This is a genomic window from Candidatus Binataceae bacterium (assembly GCA_035508495.1).
GTDB lineage: Bacteria > Desulfobacterota > Binatia > Binatales > Binataceae > JASHPB01.
This window is the reverse complement of sequence record DATJMX010000032.1, coordinates 13173-32515: the sequence shown is the minus strand read 5'-3', so window position 1 is coordinate 32515 and position 19343 is coordinate 13173. Positions and strand designations below refer to the sequence as shown.

General features: G+C 60.7%; 19 protein-coding genes. 9 read left to right on the top strand and 10 right to left on the bottom strand.

Annotated elements, in window-relative coordinates:
• Positions 1-245: 245 nt before the first annotated feature.
• The 5 genes from VMA09_10970 to VMA09_10950 form a co-directional block, all read right to left on the bottom strand.
• The gene (locus VMA09_10970) at positions 246-1208 is read right to left on the bottom strand and encodes an alpha/beta hydrolase (GenBank protein HUA34118.1); all 963 of its coding nucleotides are present in this window, start codon (positions 1206-1208) and stop codon (positions 246-248) included.
• 23 nt (positions 1209-1231) lie between these two features.
• On the bottom strand, positions 1232-2035 hold the full coding sequence (locus VMA09_10965) for a hypothetical protein (protein HUA34117.1): 804 nt from the start codon (positions 2033-2035) through the stop codon (positions 1232-1234).
• A gap of 160 nt (positions 2036-2195) precedes the next feature.
• Positions 2196-3170, bottom strand: a complete 975-nt coding sequence (locus tag VMA09_10960) for an electron transfer flavoprotein subunit alpha/FixB family protein (protein HUA34116.1) — start codon at positions 3168-3170, stop codon at positions 2196-2198.
• Between the two features lie 85 nt (positions 3171-3255).
• Complete coding sequence (locus VMA09_10955; protein ID HUA34115.1) at positions 3256-4002, bottom strand: electron transfer flavoprotein subunit beta/FixA family protein; 747 nt, start codon at positions 4000-4002, stop codon at positions 3256-3258.
• 286 nt (positions 4003-4288) lie between these two features.
• On the bottom strand, positions 4289-5071 hold the full coding sequence (locus VMA09_10950; GenBank protein HUA34114.1) for an IclR family transcriptional regulator: 783 nt from the start codon (positions 5069-5071) through the stop codon (positions 4289-4291).
• 188 nt (positions 5072-5259) lie between these two features.
• Here VMA09_10950 and VMA09_10945 point away from each other — a divergent pair, with 188 nt between their 5' ends.
• From VMA09_10945 to VMA09_10920, 6 genes are all read left to right on the top strand, one after another.
• Positions 5260-5898 (top strand): methyltransferase domain-containing protein, encoded by a 639-nt coding sequence (locus VMA09_10945; protein ID HUA34113.1) that lies wholly within the window; start codon positions 5260-5262, stop codon positions 5896-5898.
• Positions 5895-6290, top strand: coding sequence for a VOC family protein (locus VMA09_10940; GenBank protein HUA34112.1), 396 nt, complete (start codon positions 5895-5897; stop codon positions 6288-6290). Before VMA09_10945 ends, VMA09_10940 begins: the two co-directional genes overlap by 4 nt.
• Before the next feature lie 40 nt (positions 6291-6330).
• A complete protein-coding gene (locus tag VMA09_10935) occupies positions 6331-7443 on the top strand; it encodes an aldo/keto reductase (protein ID HUA34111.1) in 1113 nt (370 codons plus the stop codon).
• A gap of 286 nt (positions 7444-7729) precedes the next feature.
• Positions 7730-8263, top strand: a complete 534-nt coding sequence (locus tag VMA09_10930; GenBank protein HUA34110.1) for a sigma-70 family RNA polymerase sigma factor — start codon at positions 7730-7732, stop codon at positions 8261-8263.
• Positions 8260-9060 (top strand): anti-sigma factor, encoded by an 801-nt coding sequence (locus VMA09_10925; GenBank protein HUA34109.1) that lies wholly within the window; start codon positions 8260-8262, stop codon positions 9058-9060. The genes VMA09_10930 and VMA09_10925 overlap by 4 nt, the downstream gene beginning before the upstream one ends.
• A gap of 94 nt (positions 9061-9154) precedes the next feature.
• Positions 9155-10639 carry an alkaline phosphatase family protein gene (locus tag VMA09_10920; GenBank protein HUA34108.1) on the top strand — a complete coding sequence of 495 codons (1485 nt, stop codon included), beginning with the start codon at positions 9155-9157 and terminating at the stop codon, positions 10637-10639.
• 8 nt (positions 10640-10647) lie between these two features.
• Here VMA09_10920 and VMA09_10915 read toward each other — a convergent pair whose 3' ends face one another.
• Positions 10648-11784, bottom strand: coding sequence for an amidohydrolase family protein (locus VMA09_10915; GenBank protein ID HUA34107.1), 1137 nt, complete (start codon positions 11782-11784; stop codon positions 10648-10650).
• A gap of 130 nt (positions 11785-11914) precedes the next feature.
• Here VMA09_10915 and VMA09_10910 point away from each other — a divergent pair, with 130 nt between their 5' ends.
• Together VMA09_10910 and VMA09_10905 are read left to right on the top strand one after the other, a co-directional pair.
• Complete coding sequence (locus VMA09_10910) at positions 11915-12970, top strand: lysylphosphatidylglycerol synthase domain-containing protein (protein ID HUA34106.1); 1056 nt, start codon at positions 11915-11917, stop codon at positions 12968-12970.
• The gene (locus tag VMA09_10905) at positions 12967-13815 is read left to right on the top strand and encodes a DUF4412 domain-containing protein (protein ID HUA34105.1); all 849 of its coding nucleotides are present in this window, start codon (positions 12967-12969) and stop codon (positions 13813-13815) included. The genes VMA09_10910 and VMA09_10905 overlap by 4 nt, the downstream gene beginning before the upstream one ends.
• An 83-nt stretch (positions 13816-13898) precedes the next feature.
• On the opposite strand, the gene VMA09_10900 is transcribed toward VMA09_10905, so the two are convergent.
• A complete protein-coding gene (locus VMA09_10900) occupies positions 13899-14534 on the bottom strand; it encodes a hypothetical protein (protein HUA34104.1) in 636 nt (211 codons plus the stop codon).
• A gap of 164 nt (positions 14535-14698) precedes the next feature.
• Between VMA09_10900 and VMA09_10895 the strand changes: the two genes are divergently transcribed.
• Positions 14699-15661 carry an alpha/beta hydrolase gene (locus VMA09_10895; GenBank protein ID HUA34103.1) on the top strand — a complete coding sequence of 321 codons (963 nt, stop codon included), beginning with the start codon at positions 14699-14701 and terminating at the stop codon, positions 15659-15661.
• A gap of 13 nt (positions 15662-15674) precedes the next feature.
• Here the strand turns inward: VMA09_10895 and VMA09_10890 are convergent, their stop codons facing one another.
• From VMA09_10890 to VMA09_10880, 3 genes are read right to left on the bottom strand one after another with little or no spacing between them, the layout of a single operon-like run.
• Entirely contained in the window at positions 15675-16310 is a 636-nt protein-coding gene (locus VMA09_10890; protein ID HUA34102.1) for a class I SAM-dependent methyltransferase, read from the bottom strand.
• Positions 16303-17163 (bottom strand): phytanoyl-CoA dioxygenase family protein, encoded by an 861-nt coding sequence (locus VMA09_10885; GenBank protein ID HUA34101.1) that lies wholly within the window; start codon positions 17161-17163, stop codon positions 16303-16305. The genes VMA09_10890 and VMA09_10885 overlap by 8 nt, the downstream gene beginning before the upstream one ends.
• A 4-nt stretch (positions 17164-17167) precedes the next feature.
• Positions 17168-19273, bottom strand: coding sequence for a (Fe-S)-binding protein (locus VMA09_10880; protein HUA34100.1), 2106 nt, complete (start codon positions 19271-19273; stop codon positions 17168-17170).
• Positions 19274-19343 lie beyond the last annotated feature (70 nt).

Here is a 19343-nt window from a genome sequence, read left to right as displayed (position 1 = left end):
TCGGCGTCCGCGTTCCCAGGATTAATAAAGGCCGTCGGCGGGGATTTTTCAAACTCCACTAACAATCGGTGGATTTTCTATCGGCCAATCCTCATGAATTCATGGCCGCCCGTGCGGCCAAGCAAGAAATTCCAATGGCGCGAAAACAAACGGCAGGAAGCCGGCCCGCCGGAGGCAGAATCCGGCCTGGCGGTCGCTCAGTGCATTTCGAGTAGCGACCCCCGCTTCAAGTCGAACTGAACCGGTCAGCCGAGGCTTTTCAAAAACTCCACTAACAGTTGGTTGATTTCCTTCGGCCGTTCCTGCTGAATCCAATGGCCCGCGCCGGGGATGATCACCTTCTTTTTGAGGTTCGGTGTGAACGTGCCCGCGTGGTCGTATGCGCCCGGGACCATCTTGCCGACGCAGTCTTTGTCGCCCGCGGCGAAGAGCGCCGGCTGGCGCAGCTTGGCCCCGTCGAGAAACGGCGTCAGCTCCCAGTTGCGATCGAAGTTGCGATACCAGTTGATACCGCCGCGAAATCCGGCGCGCTTGAACTCACCGGCGAAGAAATCGATATCCGCATCGGTGAGCCAGGCGGGCAGCTTCTTCGGTACGGCGCCGGTCTCGATAAAGCGCATCGATTTTGGAAAGACGAACTTCCATTCCTCTTCGGGCGAAGGATCGCCGGAGGCGGAATAGAGCATCATCGCCATCGAACGGCGCGGATCTTCGTCGAGCTCGCTTTCCACTTTACCCGGCTCCTGGAAATAGAGCTGGTAGAAATTATTCTCGCCGGCCATCGCTTTCATGCCGTCGCTCGGACGCATCGGACCGCGTGGAAAGTAAGGGACCGAAAGCAACGCGATTGCACGGAAGATATCGGGGCGCAGAAGCGCCGAGTTCCAAGCGACCGGCGCACCCCAATCATGGCCGACGATCACGGCGGAATCGACGCCGAGGCTGTTCACGAGGCCCACGATATCGCCGACCAGATTCAGGATGTTGAAGGACTCGATCGCTTGCGGACTTTCGGTCTGTCCGTACCCACGCTGGTCGGGAGCAACGACGCGAAAGCCGGCCGCGGCGAGCGCGGGAATCTGATGGCGGTACGAGTACCAGGACTCCGGCCATCCGTGGCACAGCACGACCAGCGGGCCGCTGCCCTGCTCGACATAGTGCATGCGAATCCCGTTGGTCGTGACGAACTGATGCGTAAGCTCGGACATCGCGGCATCCTCCGCAGCGGACGTTACACCGCGCGAAAGTTCGACGCGAATGCATCGGAGGAGCCGGCGAGGTGCTTGTAGACCAACGCCTGCCACGCGAGCGTCGTCGTCCACGAGAGCGTGACGATCGCGCTGAGGATGGCGGCGAGCAGGAGCTGGGCTATCGGACTCGGCAGGCTGGCGGCCGCGATGCGCACGATCGTCGTCAGGATCGAATACGGTATCGCGGTGAGAAGCGCGATCGTCGCGATGCGCCAGAAATTACGACTCGTCAGTATGCATGCGATTCGCGGGCTGGCCGCGCCTCCCGCGGCGATTGCGGGAAAAAGAAGAATCAGTCGCATCACGATGAAGAGTGCGATTGCGAGCCAGGCGAATACGAGCGCTATCGTCAGCCCGACTGGCAATTGAAGGTTCCTGAGGGCGACGATGAATACGATTGTCGGCGCGCCGAAACCCAAGGTCATCAGCAGTGCAGCGACCGCATACCGGAACTCAGTCGTCGAATATGCAAGCGCGCTGCGGCCCTCAACGCTGGCTGGACCCGCAATCAGATACATCGTCACCGTTACCGCGTAGGACGGCAGGACAAACTCGACCAAGACGATAATCACGAGCGGCGAGACGACGAAGATGCGGTGCATCGCCTCGAGCGAAGGTGAGTCTGACGGCGCGAGCGCACGCAGCAGGAGCGTCGCCGCGAGCATCGCAAAGAAAGGAAGGCTCGCGAGCCTGAGCAGCGCCGCAACGTTGATCAAAGGAAATCGCAGCGCCTGCCCGATAATAGTGAGTGCGGGTAATTTCGATCGCGGCGCGGTGTTGCTCACTCGCGGACGGCCCCCTTCGTAGGAGAGGGGACCAGAAATGGTCTCCCTCTATCAGCGAATGATCGTGCTCGCGGCGACACAAGTGGGTGAGCGGCGCGGCGCCAAAAAAAGAGGCGCAGCCAACGCTGCGCCTCTTTAGCATCGCAATGATTTCTCCGCGTCAGGAGTGCTTCAGCTTCTTCACTTCCTCGGCCATCTCGGGAACCGCTTTGAAGAGGTCGGCGACGAGGCCGTAGTCGGCGACACTGAAAATCGGCGCTTCCTCGTCCTTGTTGATCGCGACGATGATCTTCGAGTCCTTCATTCCGGCCAGATGCTGGATCGCGCCGGAGATTCCGACCGCGACGTACAGCGCGGGCGCGACGACCTTGCCCGTCTGCCCGACCTGCAAATCGTTGGGAACGAAGCCAGCGTCGACCGCCGCGCGCGATGCGCCCATCGCAGCGCCCATCTCATCCACGAGCGGCTCGAGCACGATCTTGAAGTTCTCCCCAGACTTGAGCCCGCGGCCGCCCGACACGACGATATTGGCCTCAGTGAGCTGCGGTCGATCGCTCTTGGTCGCGTTGAACGACACGAATTCCATCTTGAGCGCGCCCGCATCGATCTCGGCCGCCTGCTTCTCGACGGGCGCGGCAGAGTCAGCAGGCTTGGCCGCATCGAATGCGGTCCCGCGCACCGTCAGAATCTTTATTGGACTGTCGAGCTCGACCGTCGCGAGCGCGTTGCCGGCGTACATCGGGCGGACGAAGGTTCCGTCATCGTTGATGGTCACGATTTCCGAGGCCATCGGCGCTTCGAGCCGCGCCGCCAGGCGAGGAAAGAGGTCTTTGCCGATCGCGGTCGCGGTGGTAATCACGAATTCCACGCCGAGCTTCTTCGCCAGTGCGGCAAGCGCCTGCGCATGAGCATCGGCAAGATAGTTCTTGAGCGCGGCATGCTCGAGCGCGATCACCTTGCTCGTGCCGTACTTGGCGAGCTCGCCGGCGATCGCCTCGGGCGCATCACCCGCGACGACTGCGATCGCCTTGCCGGAGCGCTTGCTCGCCAGCTCGAGTCCGGCGTGCATCGCGACCAGCGTGGTCTTCGGAAAATGTCCGCCCTGATGTTCCGCGAAAATTAAAACGTCACCCATTTTTCGTTCACTCCCCGCTTGCTGGCTGCCGATGTGTCAGCCGCGCGCGGTCAGACAGATATCGTCGTTGCGATGCTCCCGCGCGTCAGATCGCCTTGGCTTCCGTGTGCAGTACCTGCACCAGCTCCTGCACCGACGCGACCTTGCGGCCCGCCTGGCGCTTGGGCGGAGAATCGAGCTTCTTGATCTTGAGCTTGGGCGCGAGGTCGACGCCGAGGCTGTCAGCCGCGATTTCCTTGAGCTCTTTCTTGCGCGCTTTCATGATGCCGGGCAGCGACGCGTAGCGCGGTTCGTTGAGGCGCAGGTCGGTGGTGATAACGGCAGGAAGCTTGAAGGCGATCGTCTCGAGGCCGCCGTCAACTTCGCGCACGACGGTGCACTTGTCGGCCGCAAATTCGATCTTCGACGCGAACGTCGCCTGCGGCCATCCGAGCAGCTCGGCAACAATCTGGCCGACCTGGTTCGAATCGTCGTCGATCGCCTGCTTGCCAAGGATCACGAGGTCAGGCTTCTCGTCGCCGGCGACCTTGGCGATGATCTTCGCGATCCCAAACTGATCGAGCGCCGTGTCGGACTTCACCAGGATCGCGCGGTCGGCGCCCATCGCAAGCCCGGTGCGGAGCTGCTCCTGCCAGGCAGTCTGGCCGACGCTGAGCAGGATAACTTCGCCGGTCTGCTTTTCCTTGATGCGCAATGCTTCTTCGATCGCGATTTCACAGAACGGGTTGATGACCCATTTGACGTTGTCGGTGGCGATACCGGAGCCATCGGGCAGCACGCGGATCGTTGTCGCGGGGTCGGGCACGCGTTTGATTGGAACGAGGATTTTCACAGCAATATCACTCCACGCACTGATTCATGCGGCGATGCGGTCCGGCGAAAATATCAAGACTGCTCGGGAATCGCGCCGATAAAACGCAAAGAAACTAACAATGGTTAGATGACCAGTCAAACTATCCTTATACCCGCGTGGACTGCGAGGAAAGCAGCAACAGAAAGCAACGGGAAAAGATAACCACTAAGACCACAAAGGCACCAAGGAATATTTTTTCGAAGTGGCGTCCGTGCCGATTCGCTTCGTGCCTTTGTGATCTTTGTGGTGAGTTCTGCTTCTGTCGCTACTCGTTGAAGCCGAGCCGATGCGATAGCTCACGGCCCGCGTCGGTGAGGGCCGGCGCGATCTCGGCGGCGATCCTTTCCGAATCGACGCGATACGACGGCCCCGCGACTGCGAGTGAGCCGACTACCGAGCGCGTGTAGTCGCGAATCGGAACCGCGACCGACGATACTTCATCGACAAATTCGCCCGCATCGACGGCATAGCCCTGGCGCACCACCGCTTCGAGTTGGGCGAACAGCGTCGCGCGATCGGTTATCGTGCGATCGGTGTAGTTCCGCAGGATGTCCGGAAGCGCGGCTTGCTGCGATCCTTCGGAATCAAAGGCGAGATGAACTTTGCCCGGCGCCGTGCAATAGAGCGGCAGCGTGAGGCCGATCGGCGGCGTGATGCGGACGGCGCGCTCCTCGGCCTCCGAAGCTTCGAGCGGCACGACGCCCTCGCGCCGGGCGATCGAAACGTAGGCGGTCTCGCGGCATTTTCGCGCAAGGTCGAACAATATAGGGCGCGCTTGCCTCACCAATCCCATATGGTGAATGTAGCGACGGCCGAGATGCAGGCATTTGATGCCGAGGCGATAATTCTCGGTGGCGCGATTCTGTTCGATATAACCGCGCGCTTCGAGCGTCGCCAGCAGGCGAAACACGTTGTTCTTATGCAGCTTAAGGCGCTTGGAAAGCTCGGTGACGCCGAGTTCGTCGGCCTCGCCGAAGAACTGCTCGAGCACGTCGAGCGCGTGCGCGACGGACTGAATGACGTAGTTGGTTTTGTCGCGTCGGACCATCAGCTGCTTCCTGCCGCCGATCAGGTCCGAAACTGAAGCCGAGGGGCGGTTTGGAAAGACGTTTTAATCTAGACGGCCCCTCCAAAGGCTGTCAACGATGCTATCGCTGAAATTGAAAAAATGCTCTAAGTATCCGAAAATAAAAGAGAAATGTGACTTTTCTGCGGCAAACTGAGCAGAGCCCCGTTATGACGACGAAATACCCGCCTGAATTTTTCCGCCGCCTCGATGACTCCGATGATGAGGCATTTTACTCGATGCCGCGGCTCGTCGTTCATATCGACGACGGTGCAATCGCCAAAGTTCGTGAGATATACGGGCGCATCCTGCCCAAGGGCAGCGCGATCCTGGACCTGATGAGCAGTTGGCGATCGCATCTGCCAAACGATCTCGAAGCGACGCGCGTCGTCGGACTCGGAATGAATCGCATCGAGATGGCAGACAACCCGGCGCTTACCGAGATCGTCGTGCATAATCTAAATCGTGAGCCGCGAATGCCGTTCGGCGACGCGGAGTTCGATGGCGCAGTGGTAACGGTGTCGGTGCAATACATGCAGCGGCCGGTTGAGATCTTCGCCGACGTCGGTCGCGTGCTGAAACCCGGAGCGCCGTTTGTTGTGACCTACTCGAACCGGATGTTTCCGACCAAGGCGGTTGCGATTTGGCAAAACCTCGACGACTTCGATCGCAGCAAGCTCGTGGCGCGCTACTTTATGGATAGCGGAGCATTTGAGAAAATCGATTTCATCAGCATGGCCGACCCGACTGACCCGCCCTCCGATCCGATCTGGGCAGTAGTCGGCTTGCACGGCGAGGCGAAATCTTGATCAAGAACCAGGGGCTGCGTCATTTGGCGCTCAAAGTTGCCGACGTTGCACGCGCGGTCGATTTCTACCAGCGCGTATTCGGGATGAAAGTCGTATGGGAGCCGGATCCCGAGAATGTTTACCTGAGCTCAGGATGCGACAACCTGGCGATTCATCGCGGCGAAGGTGGCGATCCCGCACGGCAGCATCTCGATCACCTGGGTTTCATCGTGCCGACGATTGCGGACGTCGAAGCGGGATGGGAATGGGTCAAGGCGAATCGGATAGACGTCGTGAATCCGCTCAAGCATCATCGTGACGGCTCGGTGTCATTCTATATCCGCGATCCGGACGGCAACGTGATACAGGCGCTGTACGAGCCGACGATTAGTCCTCAGTCGTTCACGAGTTGATCATTCCAGCAGGCGCGGCTTGCGCGCCGGAGAAAACCTGATGCTCAAGGGACGCGCCTCATCAGCAGGCACCGCGAACTACGCGAGCCGCTTCTCGAATCTTCCCGGCAACTTCCGCCCGATGCTCGGATGCAGCGTATCGTCGATCGGCATCGGCACTTATCTCGGCGAGCCGACCGAAGCGGATGATGAATCCTACGATGCTTCCCTCAAAGAAGCGCTGCGCGGCGGAATCAACCTCGTCGATACGGCGGTGAACTACCGCTTTCAGCGCTCCGAGCGCACGATCGGCAAGGCGATAGCGGACCTTACCGCGGCTGGCGATCTAACGCGCGAAGAGTTCATCGTCGCGACCAAGGGCGGATACATCACGTTCGATGGCGAGGTGCCGCCCGATCCACGCTCATGGTTCGAGCAGCATTTCATCCGCACCAATATCGTGAAGCCGGGCGACCTGGTTGACGGGTCGCATTGCATGACGCCGAAGTACATCGGCGTGATGCTGGAAACCTCGCGGCGCAACCTGGGCCTGGAGACGATCGACATCTACTATCTGCATAACCCCGAGACACAGCTCGAAGTCGTCGATCGCAGGGAATTCCTCACGCGCATCCGCGCCGCGTTCGAGTTTCTCGAGATCGCGGTGAGTGACAACAAGATCGGCGTCTATGGCGTCGCGACTTGGAATGGCCTGCGCGCCGAGCCGACCGCGCGCGGATGGCTTTCGCTCGATGAGCTGCTCAAGACCGCGCAGGAAGTCGGCGGCGAGGGCCATCATTTTCGCGCGATCCAGCTGCCCTACAACCTGGCGATGCCCGAAGCGGTCACGCGCGGCAACCAGATCGTCGGCAACGGCCGCGCGACCACGCTCGCGATGGCGCAGCAGCTCGGCATCGGAGTCTCGGCCAGCGCGACGCTCCTGCAAGGTCAACTCTCGCGAGGGCTGCCGCAAATCCTGCGCGACGCGTTCAAGAGCTTCGCCTCCGACGCGCAGCGCGCGATCCAGTTCGTGCGCTCAACGCCCGGCGTCAACGTCGCTCTGGTCGGCATGAAGTCCGCAGATCACGTCCGCGACACACTCGCCGCGGCGACGCATCCGCCGGCGACGGTCGACGAGCTGATGCAGCTATTCAAACGCAGCGATGAGCCATAGGCGTCTTTTCATCATTGGCTCGCGATTGCCGGCGGGAATAAAATCCCGCGCGCGTCAGTCCTGCATGTAGGAACGCTCTGAACTCTCTCCGCGGTGAATCCCTCTCCCTGACCAGGGAGAGGTCGGTGCCGCAGCGCCGCGCCGGGTGAGGGTCGTCTGGCTCTAGATCGCAGCGCCAGAAAAAAGATCCGGGCTACCCTCACCTAGCCTCTCCCTGGTCAGGGAGAGGGATCAGACGCAACAGGGAGAGTAGAGGCAGCGCGCCCTTTAGGAGCTACTGCGACGGTTGCTGGACCCGCACAAAGACGTGGACTTCGAGCATGTTTTCCTGCCGCATCTCGACTCGGCCTACAACCTCGCCCGATGGCTGATGCGCAATGACGCCGACGCACAGGATGTCGTGCAGGAGGCTTACCTGCGCGCGCTCAGGTTCGCCCACGGATATCGCGGTGGCGATGCGCGCGCGTGGCTGCTCGCGATCGTCCGTAACACGGCGCTCACGTGGATCCAGCGTAATCGCAGATCGAATGAGGCTGCCGAGTTCGACGAAGAAGCGCACGGCACCTGCAGCGGAGCAGACAGCCTCGAAGCTGCAATGGTCCGCGACGCCGAAGGCAAAGCGATCCGCGCCGCGCTCGAGGCGCTGCCGATCGAGTATCGCGAGGTTATCGTGATGCGCGAGATCGAGGGTCTGACATACAAGGAAATCGCCGACGCTGCCGAGCTGCCGATCGGCACCGTGATGTCGCGGCTAGCGCGCGCGCGCAAACGCCTGCAGAACGCACTGGCAAGTCTCGTCGGCAGGAAGGTGACGCAGTGACCTGCGAAGACGCACGCCTGCTGCTCCATGCTCATCTTGATGGCGAGCTCGACGCGGCCCGCGATCTCGAGGTGGCGCAACATCTCGAGGGATGCCTCGAATGCTCTCGCGAATTCGAGCGTGCGCGTGCGATGCGGTCTCGGCTGCGCAGCGGCGAATTTCACTACGCTGCGCCCGCGGGCCTCGAAGCTCGCGTCCGCAGTGCTCTCGCAAGCGAACGCCGTTCGGTACGCACTGCAACACCGCGGCGCATGCGATGGTCGCTCATCGCGGTGCCGCTCGCGCTCGCGGCTCTTTTGCTCGTGATGTTTGCCCCATCGATGATGCGTCCGGCGGCTAGCGATCTCATTGCCCAGGAAGTCGCCGCGAGCCATGTCCGGTCACTGATGGCCTCGCATCTCATCGACGTGGCTTCGACCGATCAACACACCGTCAAGCCGTGGTTCGCAGGCAAGCTCGATTTCTCACCGGTGGTGAAAGATTTCGCTAGCGCAGGTTTTCCGCTCATCGGCGGGCGGCTCGACTATATCGACAATCACACCGCCGCCGCGGTCGTTTATCAACATGGCAAACACGTCATCAACCTGTTCATGTGGCCCGAGAGCCAGGGCGAGGGCAGCGACGCGTTCAAGACCCTCTCGCGCAATGGCTACAACCTCGAGAGCTTCAGCAAGGAGGGGATGCAGTGCTGGCTCGTGTCGGATATGCAGGCAAGCGAGCTCGATCGCCTCGCGCGCCTCATAGCCGGCGAATCGGGCTCAAGTACAGGACGCGAAGGGTCTCCATCGTCAAAATAACCGCCGCGTAACGCGCTGCGCTTTACTGTTAGTCGAAACGCCGCTACATCACGATCTCGTTTCAGGATCGCTGATCGCTCGGGGAGGGGACATCATGCGCAATTTGCTGGCGGGCGTGACCGCTTTCGCGGTGGCGCTTTCAATCGCACAAGTTTCATTAGGCGCGGCAACGCCGCTCGTTCCCACGCAGACACCGATCAAATACCTGGTCGTCATTGACGATGAAAACGTCGCGTTCGATCACTACTTCGCGACGTATCCAATCGCCGCAAATCTTCCCGGCGAGCCGAAATTCAAGGCCTTACCCAACACGCCGCCGGTCAACGGAATCGCGGGCGTGATTGCGACGCAAAACCTTAACCTCGCAAATCCATTTCGCCTCGATCGCTCGCAGAATTTCACTTGCGACAATACTAACTTCTATATGAACGAGCAGCAGGCCTATAACGGCGGGCTTATGGACATGTTCGTGCAGTTCACGAGCCCGATAAATCCGATGGGCTGCCCCCCAATCGACAACCTGCCGATGGGCTACTACGACGGAAATACAGTCACGGCGATTTGGAACTACGTCCAGTATTACGCGATGAGCGACAACTCGTTCGGTACTAATTTCGGCGTTACCGTAGTTGGTCATTTGAATGCCGTGTCGGGAGAAACGCATGGCGCCACGCCTGCCGACGTTGCGGGCAAAGTAATCAATGGCACAGTGATAAAGAATGTCGAGGCCGGATTCGACAACTGCGCGAGTGGAACTCTGGTGCAGATGGCGAGTCAAAATATCGGCGATTTGCTGACTGCCAGAAAAGTCACATGGGGATGGTTCTACGGCGATTTCGGCAATGTCGATGGCGTTTGCAACCCCGCCTACAATAGTCACTACATGCCGTTTCAGTATTATGCATCAACTTCCAATCCCAACCATCTGCCGCCGTCGTCACCTTTCCTGATTGGCACCAACGCTGACCAGGCGAATCATCAGTACGATCTCAGCAACTTCTGGCAAGGAGTTGCGGTTGGGAACATCCCGCAGGTCTCCTTCCTCAAGGCGATGAGCGATTCAACCGGCCATCCGCTAACCTCAAGTCCGCTGGCGGAGCAGACCTTTCTCGTCAATACCATCAATGCTCTCCAGCGGACGCTCCCGTGGCGTCTCAAACAGATGGCGATAGTCATTACTTACGACGATTCGGACGGGTGGTACGATCATGTAATGCCGCCAATAGTCAATCAGTCGAGCGATCCCTCTCAGGATCGGTTGCTGGGTGTGACTGGGCTTTGCGGCAACGCTGCGCCGGGTGCTTACCAGGATCGATGCGGCTACGGACCGCGGCTGCCGCTGATCGTTATTTCGCCGTGGTCGAAGAGCAATTACGTGGATCACACGGTGACCGATCAGACCTCGGTGCTGCGCTTCATCGAAGACAACTGGAATCTCGGCCGGCTCAACGATCCGCAATCATTCGACAAGAAGGCCAATTCGATGAACTCGATGTTCAATTTCGGCGGATTCCCGCTCGCGCCGACGCTACAGCTCAATCCGTCCACCGGACAGATCGTCGGCCTGCCCCCGTGGTGAGCGAGACACTATCCCGCAAGCCGCGTGAAGAAACGACGCGCGTTATCGGCGAGAATCGCGCGCTTTTCATCCGCTGCGAGCCGCTCATTGTTGACAACGAGTTCGCCGGCGTCAGGGAATTCCGCGTCGAAATGCGGATAGTCTGAGGCCCACATCACGCGACTCGTGCCGATGAGGCGCAGCGCCTCGGGCAGCATCGCCTCGTCAGGATCGAAGGTGTAGAAGCATCTCGCTCCACGCATGTGCTCCGAGGGCAGGCACTTGAGGCGCGGCGTGTGGCGCGCGAAGTGCTTGTAGTGGCCGTCCATGCGATCGGCCCACCACGGCACCCATGACAAGCCCCCCTCGAAGAAGCCGAAGCGCAGGCGCGGATAGCGCTCGAAGAGCCCCCCTCCGACGACCGCGGCCATGATGCGCATCTGATGCCACACATGCCCCGTCAGATGCATCATAAACATGTTGTTACCGACGTCCGCGCGTCCCGGCGCGAACGGAGGCCGATCCGTACCGCCGTGGAAGCATACCGGCAGATCGGCGTCCTGCATCGCATTGTAGAAGGGATCGAAATACGGATGGTCGGCGAGCTTGCCCTCGAGGTTGCCGAAGGTCATGACTCCGACGCACCACGGCTCACCCGCCAGATACGCGACCTCCGCGGCGCATCGATTCATATCGCGCTGGGGGACGATGCCGACCGCCTTGATGCGATCCTTGAACGGCGCGCAGTACTCCCCGGCCCATCGATTGTAAGCGCGCGCGAGTGCCGCCTCGAGCGCGGGATCCTCGGCGCCGATAACTGACGTCGCGACGGTCGCGAAGCAGACCGCGATATCGATCCCTTCCTTGTCCATGTCGCGGATACGCTCGCTGGGATCGTAGCCACCCGCCTCCGACGCCAGCGGATGATTCCTGCCCGATGGCAGTTTGCCGAGGCCGGGGACTTCAGCAACCTCGCCGAGCGGGCGTTCCGCCGAGCGCCAATTCGGCAGGAGCGCCGCCACCAGGCCAAGGTTGCCGGCACCAAGGCGCGTCAGCAATTCCTGCGCGCGCGGCCGCATCGCAGGATCGATATGAGTGCCGTAGAGCGATGCGGGCTCGGTGAGGTGACCGTCCGCGTCGAGAATCGAAAATCCGTTGAGAGCCATCGCGGCAATTCTTTACGCGCGTTAAGTCTCGCGTCAAATGCGGCTGCTCTGACGGGTTGCGCAGATCGGAGCACGCTGGAACAATGCTCCGGATACCGTCGGCTAGCGGGCCTGCGGTATTAACCTATTAATGCGCCGCATCGAAACCTGCTTCATCGTCCTCGCGGTTATTTTCTACGCGTGGTTCATATCGCACTACGGCTTGAGCGATTTGCTCGGCTATGTGCGGCTGGTGGGATGGGGCCTTGCCGGCACGATTGCTTTCGAATCGATATCGCGCATCTTCAATACCTTCGGCTGGCGCGCGACGATTGAAGACTACCCGCCCGACCTGAGCTTCCTTGAATTGTTCGCCGCCCGAATCGGCGGCGAGGCGGTTGACTACACGACCCCGTCGGCGCAGCTCGGCGGCCAGGTTGTGATGGCGCTAACCGTCAGGCAGCGGCTGCGGATGCCGATCGGATTAGCCAGCGTCGCGGTCGCAGCGCTCGCCGAGATGCTCGGGCAGATCGGCTTCGTGATGATCGCGCTGTTCTTCTCGCTCAGGCTGGTGCCAATCGCGGCCAGGCTCTCCTGGGCGATCATCGGCGGCTTCTCGATCGCGGTTGTGCTGTCGGGGCTCTTCTTTTTCGTGCAGCGCAAGCAGCCGTTCACGCATCTGTTCAAAGCTGCCGCACGCCTCGATCTATCGCGCCTCAAGACCGACGAGTTGAGAGACGCCGCCGCCGAGGCCGATTCGGTTCTCGCCGACTTTTACGCGCACCATCGCCTGCGCTTCCTCGTCTCATGCCTGTGCTACGTCGTGGCCTGGAGCATGGGACCGGTCGAAATTTATATTCTATTGCGCCTGATTGGCCATCCAGGATCGATGCAAATCGCGATGCTGGTCGAAGCCGCGGGCCTGCTGGTCGAGCGCGCCTTCTTCCTGATCCCTGGAAAACTGGTCTCGCAAGAAGGTGGCAAGGCGTTTATTCTCTCGATGCTTGGATATCCGGCGGGCGTGGGATTCGTGGTAGGCTTCCTGCGCCGGATAAAAGAGCTGGTGTGGGTGGCATTCGGTCTACTCGCGCTAATGATTCACCGAATAATCACCGAGCGATCGGCGGGCGCATCTAAAACTCCGGCCCCCGTCATCAAAGGGCAGGTCGTGAAAATTAAGAGGGCACAAGGAGAGCATTCGCTATGAAACATCTAACCGCGCTGGTGGCCGGCGCCGCGATCGCACTGAGCGCGATGACCGCCACGGCCGGAGTCGTGATCGAGCAGGATCAGACCTCCAATCGCGGCTCAAAGGACATCACTCAGCACCAAACGATCATGGTTCAGGGCAACAAGGAGCGCCTCGAGACGCCCAGCCATATCGTCATCACCGATCTCGACAAAGGCAAGCTTTACATTCTCCAGCCCGCCGCCAAGAGTTACCTGCAGATGGATTTTCCACCCAAGGGCCCGATGGCCCAGATGATGGCGAATAAATCTCAGAACGCGATGAATTTCACCAAGATGGGCTCGACGCGCTCGGTCGCCGGCTTCAAGTGCGCCGACTACAAGGGCGAGGGCAAGGTCATGAGCGGCGACTACACCATCACCGAATGCTTCTCGACCAGCGCCCCGGGGGCCAGGGATTTCAGCGCATTTCAGGATGCGATGAAGGAAAAGTTCAAGGGCACCCCGATGGCCGGGATGGAAGGCAATATCCCTGGCGGTATTCCGCTGGCTTCGGACTCGACCATGAAGATGAACAAGATCTCGATTCCGGGATTGCCTCCGGAACAGGCCAAGAAAATTGAAGAAGCGATGGCGAAGCGTCCACCGGTTGTCACCAAGACGACGGTGACCAAGGTCACTTCGCAGAAGCTCGCGGAATCTACATTCGAGGTTCCCTCCGACTACAAGGAGCGGCAGATGCCTGGGCGCACCGGGACGGGTCCGGGCATGGGCATGATGATGAAGCCGGGCGCGTCGGGTGCGGCGGCGGGCGCACCGATTACGCCGGCTGCGTCAGCGGCGGCATCGCCGGCAGCGCACTGAGCGCGTCGAACACTGAACTGCACAAACAAAAAGAGCGGGCCCCTTGGGACCCGCTCTTTTTAATTGTCGTATCGCGATCGCGCTCAGGCCGACGCCGAGGCGCCCTGCTGCGGCGCATTGAGGGCCGCACACGCATCCCACAGCCATTTCGCCGTTGACAATTCGTCTTCAGCAAAGAGCCGCAGCGCTTCCTTGGTGCCGAGGTCTTCCTGGATCGAATCGGCGAATTCGCAGATCGGCTTGATCGCGTCTTCAGGGCGGCCAACGCGCTGCGTGAAGCCGAGCAGCTTTTCGTTATCGGGAATCGACGGATCGGCGAGGTAAGCAGTGAACTTCATGCCTTCTTCGGTAACCGTCGCGCGCGCCTCGCCACCGAGCTCCATCAGGCGCTGCCCGAAAATGCGCGAATGGTACGCCTCGCGCTCGGCAACCATGCGGATTCCAGAAAGGATGCAGTCCGTCTTGCAGACTTGGGACCAGCGCGCGAAAGCCTCGCCGCCATTGGCCTCACCAGCGCGGACCTTGTCGAGGAAGCTCACGATCGCGTCGCGCTCCGAGCGATAGGTGCGGCCAAACGCGCGGAATCCCGCGCCGTTGCCGTTTCCGTTCGAGGCGTGGCCGTTTTCCATCGCGTGCATCTCGTGCTCGAATGCCGCTTCGCTGATGATTCCGCTGCGGTATGCGCGCAGCAGCTGCTTGAATTCGAAGTCGCGGTTCATCGCAATCCCTCCGGGAATTTTGACCGATCGTTTAGTTATTTGCAGGCTGTCAGAATGCCAACGATAGAGCGATTCTGACGCTACTGTCAATTGAGATCTTTCGTCGCGTTTTCGCTGGCGTCGCGACTTTCATTCGCGGATCATGAGCCGCGTCGAGGTGAGCGATGAGCGAAGTAAAACATCGGTACGTTCAGACCAACGGCATCCGGATGCACGTCGCCGAAGCCGGCGAAGGCTTCCCGGTGGTGATGTGCCACGGCTTTCCGGAGCTGTGGTACTCGTGGCGGCATCAGATGAAGGCACTGTCAGAGGCCGGCTTCCGCGCCATCGCGCCAGATCAACGCGGCTACGGCGAGACCGATTGCCCGCAGGCGATCGAGTCGTACTCGATGAAGAATCTCGTTGCCGACCTGGTCGGGATGCTCGATGCGCTCGAAATCAAGAAGGCCGTCATCATCGGGCACGATTGGGGCGGCGCCGTCGCATGGGCCGCACCAATGATGGTGCCGGAGCGATGGGAACGCGTTGTCGGCGTGAACACTCCGTTCCTGCCGCGCGCTCCGATGCGCCCGACGGATGCGATGCGCGCGATGGCAGGCGACAACTTTCACTACATCCTGTATTTCCAGACGCCCGGCGTCGCCGAGGCCGAGCTCGAACGCGACGTAGAGCGCTCGCTGCGCGGCTTCTACCAGGATCCCGCGAACATCGATCCGGAGGAGATGCGCAAGGCGCCTCCGGGCGTGTTCGGTCCCAAGGGCGGTGGATTGCTCGAGCGATTTACCGATCGTCCGCACGGCAAGTTCCTGACCGCCGAGGATTTCCAGGTCTTCGCGCGCGCCTTCAAGAAGACCGGCTTCCGCGGCGGCCTCAACTGGTATCGCAACATCGATCGCAGTTGGGAGGAGAGCGCGTCGATCGAGCAGCGCGTCAATCAACCTGCCCTCATGATCACGGCGGAGCTCGACATCGTGCTGCGCCCCGAGATGGCCGAAGGCATGACGCAGTGGGTGCCGAACCTGCGCAAAACGGTGCTCGTCAAAGGCTCAGGCCACTGGACGCAGCAGGAAAAACCAGCCGAGGTGAACGCGGCGATCCTCGACTTCCTGTCGGATATGAAGAAGTAGAACTGCGCCGCGACTATTTGAACTCGAGCCCGCGCGCATAGCGGCTGAGCTCGATACCACTGCCGACTTGCAGCAGCATCGACTGCATATCGGGCTTCGCGCGCACGTGCCTGCGGTACTCTTCGGCGTCTTTGCGCGAGAACTCCGGGAACAGCATGTTGTCGGCGACCACGATCGCGCCGGACGCAAGCTTCGAATAGAAGAGGTCGAAGCACGGGATATAGAGATCCTTCCATAGATCGAGCAGCACGAAGTCGATCGTGCCGGAGAGCGCGGCGATCGATTCGCGAGCGTCGCCAAGTTTGAACTCAACGTGATTCGCGAGACCCGCTTTCGTCAGCGCATTGCGCGCATAGTCCTGTTTGCCAGCATGAACGTCGAGCGTGATCACCTTGCCGCCGGTAGCGCGCGCCGCTTCCGCCAGCCAAACCGTCGAGTATCCGTGAGAAGTTCCGACCTCCAGGATAGTGCGGGCCTTCGCTTCCTTGATGAGGATATTCATCAGCTCGCCGGTCGCGGGTCCGACCGGGAGCAGAAACTCGTCGATATGCTTCGCCATCTCGGCAGGCGGCATCTCGCGCATCCGCTTCATTTCGGTCTCGGCGCGCTGGTCATACTCGCGCAGCACTGCTTCGATCGCGCTATCCATTTTTTGACACTCCTGGATCCCGAAGTGAGGTTTCGATCGGCGGAGGCGCAACGCGCTCGCCGTTCCTAAGAATCAAGTACTGGCGATCAGGCGCGTCGCAAGTCGCGTTCGCTTCCACGATGCGCGCGCCGTCGGGCGCATATTGCAGGATGTACGCCTTGCGCACACTGTTCTTGAGATTCGGCCCAGTGCGATGCGGCGTCAGCGAGGAGAACACAACGATCCCGCCCGCGCGAACAGGAGCCGCGACGGCGTCGGGGCCATCTTCATCGCGACAGACGAAGCCAGCTTCGCTCGCGCGATGCTTCAACGTGCCCTTGCGATGACCACCGTCGATAGTCCACGGGCATCCGTTGTCGAGCGTCGCGTCGGTGAGCGCGAGCCAGCATGTCAGATACGCCTGCGGTTCGACGTAGGTGTAGCCGTTGTCCTGATGCCACGGAAAATGGCGTGGGTACCCGGGCTTCTTGTACACCGCCTGATCCCAGTACAGCCGCGCATCGGGGCCGATCAGATCGTGACAGAGATCGGCGAAGATTTCCGACGCGGCGAACTCGCGCAGCAACTGCGAGCGCTTAACGAGATGGATCGTGAACGTGATGCCGTCGGCCTCGGCGATGAACATCCGCTTGCCCGGCCGGGTTCGCAGAGACTCTTCAGCTTGTTGCTCGAATGGATCGATCTCAGCCGCAACGCGCTCGATCGTCACGCGATCGAACGCATCTTCGAGCAGGAAGAAGCCGCGCTCGTTGAACGATCGCGCCTGCTCAGCGCTGATGCGTCGAAAAGGCCCGCGCACCGGTGTCCACTCGAATCCCTGATTCAGTGGATGCGGTTCCGGTGCATTCTTCATCGATCTACTTGGCGTGGGCGCCGGTTGAGTCCGCGACGATCTCGGCGAGGTCGCGCACCTTCATCTTGTCTTCGAGTGAGCGCGACTTGACTGCGTCTTCCATCATCGTCATGCAGAACGGACATCCGACCGCGAGGCATTCCGGTTTCGCCTCGTTGAGTTGATCGAAGCGCTTCTGGTTAATGCGCGTGCCTTCGTGTTCTTCCTTCCAGAAGCAGCCGCCGCCCGCGCCGCAACAGAATGTTCGATTCTTCGACTGATCGACGTCCTCGACCTCCGTGCCGGGAATCGCGCGCAGCAACGAGCGCGCGCCGTCCCATTTGCGATTGTGCCGCGCCATGTAGCACGGGTCGTGATACGTCACGCGCGCGTTGAGTTCTTCGCGCGGCTTGAGCCGCCCAGCCTGAACCAACTCGTCGATAAATTCGGCTTCATGCAGAACGGTATAGTTGCCACCGAAGTCCGGATATTCGTTTTTCAGATTGTGGAAGCAATGCGGACATTGCGTAACGATGCGCCGCGGCTTGTAGCGGTTGATTGTCTCGACATTCTGTTGTGCGACGGTGGCATATAGATACTCGTTGCCGAGGCGGCGCGCCGGGTCTCCCGTGCACGTCTCCTCGCGGCCGAGGATTCCGAACTTGACGCCCGCCTGTTTCATCAACGCGGAAAATGACTTCGACACTTTCTGATTGCGCTCGTCGTACGAGCCCGCGCATCCGACCCAGTACAGCACGTCGAGATCGCTTGGGTCCTCGACTTCCGCCATCTCGGGAATATCGAGCCCCGCGGCCCACTCGGCGCGCTTTTCCTGCGCGAGGCCCCAGGGATTGCCCTGGTTCTCGATACCCTTGAAGGCGCCCGTGATCTGCTGCGGAAAGCGGCTTTCCATCAGCACGTCGTAGCGGCGCATATCGACGATACGCTGAATGTGCTCGATGCCGACCGGGCAGCCCTCTTCGCACCATCCGCACGACGTGCATCCCCAGACCGCTTCCTCGGTCGCGACCTCGGTGATCATGTCGGGGCCTTCCCACACCGGCGCCTCCGCACCGTCGCCATTCGCGGCGTGCGCCTTGGCCGCGAGCAGGAAGGGCGCCTTCTGCAAAAGATGCTCGCGCTGTTCAATCACGAGGTACTTGGGATTGAGCGTTTTGCCGGTGTTAACCGTGGGACAGTTGATCGTGCATCGCCCGCATTCGAGGCACGCCGACATATCGAGCAGTTGTTTCCATGTGTACTGCTCGACCTGCGACACGCCGAAGGTCTCGGCGTTTTCGAAATCCTTGATCGGCGCGAGCCGCCCGCGCGGCCCGAGATTGCGGAAGAAAAGATTCAGCGGGCCAAAGATCAAATGCCGCAGCTTCGTGAACGGGAAGCAGAACAAGAGGACGTACACAAAAAGCACATGCACGAGCCACAGCCAGCGATGGAATGTCGCGCCCGCGCCCATCGCGCCTTCGATCGAACCGACGACGCGGCCGACGTACGCCCATTCGGTGAACTTCGGATGCGTCGTGTTGATACGCGCGCCCTCCAGCATCAGGCCCGTGACGGCGACCGCGACCATCATCGTCATCGGGAACCAGTAGCCGAGCCGGTTCTCGAAATTGTCTGCGACCTTCTCCGCCGGCGGATCATCGAGCACCGTCGGCTTGCGCACCGAGCGGCGCATCCCTTCCATCAACACGCCGGCGATGAGCAGCAGGAAGAAGGTGTCCATCATCAATTTGAACACCAGGTAAAAGTCGCCGTAGTAAAAATAAAGATCGAAGCCGAGGAGATGAAACAGGTCGCGCACGTCGCTATTGATCGCGACGATCGTCGTGCCAATGAGCAGTCCCACGAACGCGACGTAGAACGCGTAGTGCATCCAGCCCCATGACTCGCGGATGACGTTGCCCTGGCCGAACGCGTCGCGCAGCGCCAGCACGAGGCGATCGATCGGGCGGTCGAAGCGATTTTCCGCGCCGCCGAGGCTCACGAGCCGCCACCATTTCAGCCCCGCGTAGGCAAAACCCGCAATCAATGCCACCAGCAGCGAGTACATCAGGACGATGAAAGGAACCGGGATGTTCCACAGGATCTGGCGGGTAACTTGTTCGTTCATTCAGCGCTCCGGGCAAAAGTGCGCGCGCAACGATCTCAAGCATCGAGGCGAACGCACGGGACCTGTAGGA

What these genes read in the sequence shown, in the direction of transcription:
- VMA09_10970 (HUA34118.1), bottom strand. Translation starts at nt 1,208, where the DNA reads ATGTCCGAGCTTACGCATCAGTTCGTCACGACCAACGGGATTCGCATG.
- VMA09_10950 (HUA34114.1), bottom strand. Translation starts at nt 5,071, where the DNA reads ATGGTCCGACGCGACAAAACCAACTACGTCATTCAGTCCGTCGCGCAC.
- VMA09_10945 (HUA34113.1), top strand. Translation starts at nt 5,260, where the DNA reads ATGACGACGAAATACCCGCCTGAATTTTTCCGCCGCCTCGATGACTCC.
- VMA09_10895 (HUA34103.1), top strand. Translation starts at nt 14,699, where the DNA reads ATGAGCGAAGTAAAACATCGGTACGTTCAGACCAACGGCATCCGGATG.
- VMA09_10960 (HUA34116.1), bottom strand. Translation starts at nt 3,170, where the DNA reads ATGGGTGACGTTTTAATTTTCGCGGAACATCAGGGCGGACATTTTCCG.
- VMA09_10890 (HUA34102.1), bottom strand. Translation starts at nt 16,310, where the DNA reads ATGGATAGCGCGATCGAAGCAGTGCTGCGCGAGTATGACCAGCGCGCC.
- VMA09_10905 (HUA34105.1), top strand. Translation starts at nt 12,967, where the DNA reads ATGAAACATCTAACCGCGCTGGTGGCCGGCGCCGCGATCGCACTGAGC.
- VMA09_10885 (HUA34101.1), bottom strand. Translation starts at nt 17,163, where the DNA reads ATGAAGAATGCACCGGAACCGCATCCACTGAATCAGGGATTCGAGTGG.
- VMA09_10900 (HUA34104.1), bottom strand. Translation starts at nt 14,534, where the DNA reads ATGAACCGCGACTTCGAATTCAAGCAGCTGCTGCGCGCATACCGCAGC.
- VMA09_10935 (HUA34111.1), top strand. Translation starts at nt 6,331, where the DNA reads ATGCTCAAGGGACGCGCCTCATCAGCAGGCACCGCGAACTACGCGAGC.
- VMA09_10910 (HUA34106.1), top strand. Translation starts at nt 11,915, where the DNA reads ATGCGCCGCATCGAAACCTGCTTCATCGTCCTCGCGGTTATTTTCTAC.
- VMA09_10920 (HUA34108.1), top strand. Translation starts at nt 9,155, where the DNA reads ATGCGCAATTTGCTGGCGGGCGTGACCGCTTTCGCGGTGGCGCTTTCA.
- VMA09_10880 (HUA34100.1), bottom strand. Translation starts at nt 19,273, where the DNA reads ATGAACGAACAAGTTACCCGCCAGATCCTGTGGAACATCCCGGTTCCT.
- VMA09_10915 (HUA34107.1), bottom strand. Translation starts at nt 11,784, where the DNA reads ATGGCTCTCAACGGATTTTCGATTCTCGACGCGGACGGTCACCTCACC.